This window comes from Prescottella defluvii (genome assembly GCF_000738775.1).
Taxonomy (GTDB): Bacteria; Actinomycetota; Actinomycetes; order Mycobacteriales; family Mycobacteriaceae; genus Prescottella; species Prescottella defluvii.
Genome location: NZ_JPOC01000065.1, coordinates 21,390 through 27,593, shown reverse-complemented (window position 1 = coordinate 27,593; position 6,204 = coordinate 21,390). Strand labels below are relative to the sequence as shown.

General features: G+C 70.3%; 5 protein-coding genes. All 5 read right to left on the bottom strand.

All coding sequences use genetic code 11. The features are described 5' to 3' along the window. Nucleotides 1–1,415 (bottom strand): L-glutamate gamma-semialdehyde dehydrogenase (gene pruA, locus IJ15_RS0120830; protein ID WP_031940271.1); only part of this gene is annotated, 1,415 nt, incomplete at its 3' end. Between the two features lie 242 nt (nucleotides 1,416–1,657). Continuing rightward, nucleotides 1,658–2,758: a succinyldiaminopimelate transaminase gene (gene dapC / locus IJ15_RS0120825; protein WP_031940270.1), complete on the bottom strand. Its 1,101-nt coding sequence runs from the start codon at nucleotides 2,756–2,758 to the stop codon at nucleotides 1,658–1,660. A 14-nt stretch (nucleotides 2,759–2,772) separates the two neighbouring features. After that, on the bottom strand, nucleotides 2,773–3,096 hold the full coding sequence (gene fdxA, locus IJ15_RS0120820; RefSeq protein WP_031940269.1) for a ferredoxin: 324 nt from the start codon (nucleotides 3,094–3,096) through the stop codon (nucleotides 2,773–2,775). A 165-nt stretch (nucleotides 3,097–3,261) separates the two neighbouring features. Then, a complete protein-coding gene (locus IJ15_RS0120815) occupies nucleotides 3,262–5,886 on the bottom strand; it encodes a bifunctional FO biosynthesis protein CofGH (RefSeq protein WP_031940268.1) in 2,625 nt (874 codons plus the stop codon). Nucleotides 5,887–5,926: 40 nt separating this feature from the next. Continuing rightward, entirely contained in the window at nucleotides 5,927–6,163 is a 237-nt protein-coding gene (locus IJ15_RS24940; protein ID WP_037135811.1) for a hypothetical protein, read from the bottom strand. Between the last annotated feature and the right edge of the window lie 41 nt (nucleotides 6,164–6,204).

The window sequence follows — 6,204 nt, the reverse complement described above, 5'->3', positions numbered from 1 at the left end:
TCGATCGCGGCCCGGTCGTCGGCGACGACGGCCCCGGTCAGCGCGTAGGGCGATGCGGTGTCCACCGCGGCCAGCACGTCCGCGAACGCGTTCGGCACCGAGTCGTCGTACACGTGCACAGCCAGGATCGGGCCGAAGTACTCCTTCGACAGCGCCTCGTCGCGTGGGTCGTCCACCAGTAGCACGGTCGGCCGGACGAAGTACCCGACACCGTCGTCGTACTTGCCGCCCACCGCGATCTCCACTCCCGCGGCACCCCGGGCGCGTTCGATGGCCGTGACGTTCTTCTCGTACGCCCGCCGGTCGATGAGGGCGCCGCCGAAGTTCTCCAGGTCGCCGACGTCGCCGTAGGTGAGCGCGTCGACCTCGGCCAGGAACTGGTCCTTCATCCCCGACCACAGCGACCGCGGAACGTAGGCGCGCGACGCCGCCGAACACTTCTGACCCTGGTACTCGTACGCCCCGCGGATCAGCGCCGTCGACAGCACCGCCGGATCGGCGGACGGGTGGGCCACCACGAAGTCCTTGCCACCGGTCTCACCGACCAGCCGGGGGTAGCCGCGGTACCGGTCGATGTTCGCACCCACCTCACGCCACAGATGCTGGAAGGTGGCGGTCGATCCGGTGAAGTGGATGCCGGCCAGACGCGGATCGCTCAGTGCCACATCGGATACCGCGAGCCCGTCACCGGTGAGCAGGTTGATCACCCCGGGCGGCAGACCGGCCGCCTCGAGCAGGCGCATCGTCCAGTACGCGGCGAGGGTCTGGGTGGGCGACGGCTTCCAGATCACCGTGTTGCCCATCAGCACCGGCGCGGTCGGCAGATTGCCGGCGATCGCGGTGAAGTTGAACGGCGTGATCGCGTACACGAAACCCTCGAGCGGCCGGTACTCGAGCCGGTTCCACACCCCCGGCGACGACACCGGCTGCTCGGCGAGGATGCCGCGCGCGAAGTACACGTTGAACCGCCAGAAGTCGACCAGTTCGCACGGGGCGTCGATCTCGGCCTGCTGCACCGACTTGGACTGCCCCAGCATCGTCGCCGCGGCGATCTTCTCCCGCCACGGCCCGGACAGCAGGTCCGCGGCCCGCAGCAGCACCGCGGCCCGCTCGTCGAACGGCAGGTCACGCCACGCCGGCGCGGCCGCGGTCGCCGCGTCGATCGCCGCGCGCGCGTCGTCGTAGGTGGCGTTGGTGATCGTGCCGAGGATCGAGGAATGCCGATGCGGCTGAACCACTTCGATCGGTTCACCACCACCCGGCCGGTGCTTGCCCCCGATCACGTGCGGGATCTCGATCGCGGCGGACGTGTGCTCCGCCAGCGCCGCCCTCAGCCGGTCGCGCTCGGGACGGCCCGGCGCGTAGGAGTGGATCGGCTCGTTGCGCGGCGCCGGTACCTGCGTGACGGCATCCATGCTGCCCTCCTGCCCTCGAGCTGGGTGACTGCAACCAAGCTCAGGCTACGCCCGACACCGCCCCGCGCGCCCCACAACAAGTGCGCGAAGCGTCGGATCCCGGGCCCCGTCCCCGCGAAAAGTGCGCAAAACGCGGGAACCCGGGCCCCACGCGCGCGACAAGTGCGCAAAACGCGTGGAACCCGGGTACCCGTGTGGTCAAGACTGGGGGCGCGCCCGTCAGGCCAGGCGCGCTGCCGCCGTCACGCCAGGCGCGCTGCCGCCGCGGCGATCCGCTCGTCCGAGGCGGTGAGGGCGATCCGCACGTGCTGCTGCCCGCGCGGGCCGTAGAAGTCGCCGGGGGCGACGAGGATGCCGCGGTCGGCGAACCAGTCGACGGTGCCGCGGCAGTCCTCGCCGCGAGTGGCCCACAGGTACAGGCCGGCCTCCGAGTCGTCGACGGTGAAGCCCGCGCCGCGGACGGCGGCGAGCAGGATGTCGCGGCGACGGCGGTACCGCTCGCGCTGCTCGGCTTCCTGCTGGTCGTCGGCGAGCGCTGCGGCCATCGCGGCCTGGATCGGCGTCGGCATCATCATGCCCGCATGCTTGCGGACCTCGAGCAGTTCGGCGATCAACGCCGGGTCGCCCGCGAGGAAGCCGGCCCGGTAGCTGGCCAGGTTCGACGTCTTCGACAGGGACTGGATCGCGATCAGGCCCGTATGGTCGCCGTCGCACACCCGCGGGTCGAGGATCGAGACCGCGTCCGACTCCCAGGTGAGCCCCAGGTAGCACTCGTCGGATGCGACGATCGCGCCGCGTTCACGCGCGAACGCGACCACCTTGCGCAGATGCTCGACACCGAGCACCTTGCCGGTCGGGTTCGACGGCGAGTTGACGAAGATGAGCGCCGGATTCTCCGGGCCCAACTGGGTGGTCCCGTCGGCGCGCAGTACCCGCGCACCGGCGAGCAGCGCGCCCACCTCGTACGTCGGGTACGCGACCTCCGGGATCACGACGAGGTCGCCGGCCCCGAGACCCAGCAGCCGCGGCAGCCATGCGATGGCTTCCTTGGTGCCGATGACCGGCAGGATCGCCGCCGGATCCACTCCGGTCATCCCGTAGCGGCGGGCCACGGACGCGGCCGTGGCCTCCCGCAGCTCATCGGTGCCGTGCGTGGTCGGATAGCCGGGCTCGGCCGCTACCGACGACAACGCGGCCTGGATGGCGGGGGCCACCGGATCGACCGGGGTGCCCACCGACAGGTTCACGATGCCGTCGGGATGCGACTGCGCCTTCGCCTTCGCGGACGCGAGGGAATCCCACGGGAAGTCGGGCAGGGACTTGGCTACCGGGTTACGGGGCAACGCTCTTCCTCGACCTATTCCTCGCCCATGGGCGGGAGCGCCTTGATCAGCGGCGGGTCGAAGTCGACCTTGCCGAGCTTCGCGGCACCACCCGGGGAGCCGAGGTCGTCGAAGAAGTCGACGTTCGCGGCCACGTATCCGGTCCACTGGTCCGGCACGTCGTCCTCGTAGAAGATCGCCTCGACGGGGCACACCGGTTCACACGCACCGCAGTCCACGCACTCGTCCGGATGGATGTAGAGCATGCGACCACCCTCGTAGATGCAGTCGACCGGGCACTCCTCGATACATGCCTTGTCCATCACATCGACGCACGGTTCGGCAATCGTGTAGGTCACTGCTGCTCTCCCTGCCTTTCTGACTCGGGCGCCGAGGCGCCTCGCCTACCCGGCTGGTCGGGTCGTCGACCCGACGAACATCCGGAGTGTCCAGTATGAATCTCCCCGACCACAACAGTCAGGTAAGGGTCACCTCAGCAATCGGCCCGGGTGCCGGGCCGACGCTCAGATCAGCGGCAGAGCCGACGCGGGCTCACGCAACACGTAACCCGTGGTCCGCTCGCGGGCCGGACGCCCGATCCCCTCGGCGATGGCCCGCAACTCCGCCACCGTCTTCTCCGAACCGTGCTGCGAACCGGCCATCCGGGAGATGGTCTCCTCCATCAGCGTGCCGCCGAGGTCGTTCGCGCCGCCCTGCAGCATCGCCTGCGTGCCGGCGATGCCGAGCTTGACCCAGCTGGTCTGGATGTTGTCGATCCGGCCGTGCAGCATGATCCGTGCCAGCGCGTGCGCGGCCCGGTTGTCGCGCTGCGTCGGCCCCGGACGGGACGCCCCCGCCAGGTACAGCGGCGCGCTCTGGTGCACGAACGGCAGCAGCACGAACTCGGTGAAACCGCCGGTCTTGTCCTGGATTCCGCGCAGCACGTTCAGGTGCCCCACCCAGTGCTTGGGGCTGTCGACGTGGCCGTACATCATCGTCGAACTCGACCGCAGCCCCACCTCGTGCGCGGTGGTGATGACGTCGACCCACGCCGACGCCGGCAGCTTGCCCTTCGTCAGCACCCACCGGACCTCGTCGTCGAGGATCTCCGCGGCGGTTCCGGGGATGGTGTCGAGACCCGCCTCGCGCAGTTCGGTGAGCCAGTCCCGGATGCTCTGACCACCACGGGAGGCGCCGTTGACGATCTCCATGGGGCTGAACGCGTGCACGTGCATCGACGGCACCCGGCGCTTGACCGCGCGCACCAGATCCGCGTACCCGGTGACCGGCAGTTCGGGGTCGATGCCGCCCTGCATGCAGACCTCGGTGGCACCGGCGACGTGCGCCTCCCACGCCCGGTCGGCGACCTCCTCCGCGGACAACGTGAACGCGTCCGCGTCGCCCTTGCGCTGCGCGAACGCGCAGAACCGGCAGCCGGTGTAGCAGATGTTGGTGAAGTTGATGTTCCGGTTCACGACGTACGTGACGTTGTCGCCGACGGCCTCCTTGCGCAGCGCGTCGGCGAGGGCGACGACGGCCTCGAGACCGTCCCCGTCGGCGGTCGCGAGCGCGAGGTACTCGTCGTCCGACAGTCCGGCCGGGTCCCGTTCGGCGGCGCGCAGCGCGGCCAGCACGTCGGTGTCCACCCGCGTCGGCGCGGCGCGGCCGAGTTCGAGCACCTGCTCACGGACGGTCTCCCAGTCCCCGAACGCGCTGCCGAGGTCGGAACGGGTCTCGGTGTTGCGGCCGTCGGTGTCGATCTCGGTGTTGAGGTCCACCCGGCCCGACGACACCCACTCCTCGTCCGGTTCCTGCCACGGCAGGCCCGCCGGCTTGACGTCCGGCCGTGCCATACCCGTCTCCGGGTCGGTGAGCGCCCGCACGTGCGCACCGATCCGCGGGTCGATCCACGGGTGCCCGGCCAGCACGTACTGCGGTTGGGCCGCGGTCCGTTCGACGAGCGTGTATCCGGCCTGGGCGGTGACCTCGGCGAGTGTGTCCAGATTCGGCCACGGCCGTTCGGGATTCACGTGATCCGGTGTCAGCGGCGACACCCCACCCCAGTCGTCGACACCGGCACCGATGAGGGCCAGGCACTCGGCCTCGGAGACCAGGTTGGGCGGCGACTGGATCCGCATGCCCGGACCGAGCAGCAGACGCGTGACCGCGATGGCCGCGAGGAACTCCTCGAGGTTCGCGTCGGGGGCGTCGCGCATCGCGGTGTCGGGCTTGGCCAGGAAGTTCTGCACGATCACCTCCTGCACGTGACCGAAGGCCTTGTGCAGCTTGCGGATCGCCATGATCGACTCGGCGCGCTCGGCGACCGTCTCACCGATCCCGACGAGGATGCCGGTGGTGAACGGCACCGACAACCGGCCCGCGTCGGTGAGCGTCCGCAGTCGCACCTCGGGGTTCTTGTCGGGGCTGCCGTAGTGGCACTCCCCCTTGTCGGTGAACAGCCGCGTCGACGTCGTCTCGAGCATCATCCCCATCGACGGCGCGACCGGCTTGAGACGCGAGATCTCCTCCCAGCTCATGACACCCGGGTTGAGGTGCGGCAGCAGTCCGGTCTCCTCGAGCACCCGGATCGCCATCGCACGCACGTAGTCGAGCGTGGAGTCGTAGCCGCGCTCGTCGAGCCACTGCTTCGCCTCGGGCCAGCGCTCCTCCGGCCGGTCCCCGAGGGTGAACAACGCTTCCTTGCAACCTAATTCGGCACCCTGACGCGCGATCTCGAGGATCTCGTCCGGCTCCAGGTACATGCCGTGACCGGCGGCGCGCAGCTTGCCGGGCACCGTGACGAACGTGCAGTAGTGGCACTTGTCGCGGCACAGGCGGGTGATCGGGACGAACACCTTGCGCGAGTACGACACCGTCTGCGGTCGACCCGCCGCGAGCAGGCCCGCGTCGCGCACCTTCGCGGCCGAGGTGCACAGGTCCTCGAGGTCGGCGCCGCGCGCATGCAGCAGCGTGGTCGCCTCGTCGACGTTGAGCGTGGCCCCGTCCCGCGCGCGACGAAGGACGCGTCGCATCGCGCTCGGGGACGGCGGTGCGGTCGCCACCGGGTGCCCCGGCACCGACGGATTCGGCAGGATCGTGGGCCGGTCGGTGTCATCGCTCGAGTGAGTCACCCGTCGATCATGCGTCACCCGCCCCGGCATCTGCCACCGCGGGTCCCGGTCGATCCACTCACCCGCGGGGATAGTCCTCGTCGACCGGCACGCTGCGGCGCTGCTCCGCCGCATCCGCCTCGTTCACTTCGAGCGGCGGCTCGCTCCGGTCCGAATCCTCGCGGTCCTCGTCGCCCGCAGCCGGGGTCATCTGCTCCACCAGATCGGCCTCGGGCACGTCGGCGGGGCGGACGACGTCGTCCTCCTGCTCGGCGCTCTCGGCGTTCCCGGCGTTGTCGGCTCCGGATCGTTCCATGACGACCACCTTCCGTCTCGGCAGACTCTCGCGGCCACCTC

Bases quoted from the DNA above. Each gene is read 5' to 3' on its own strand.
- IJ15_RS24940 (WP_037135811.1), bottom strand. From the start codon at position 6,163: ATGGAACGATCCGGAGCCGACAACGCCGGGAACGCCGAGAGCGCCGAG.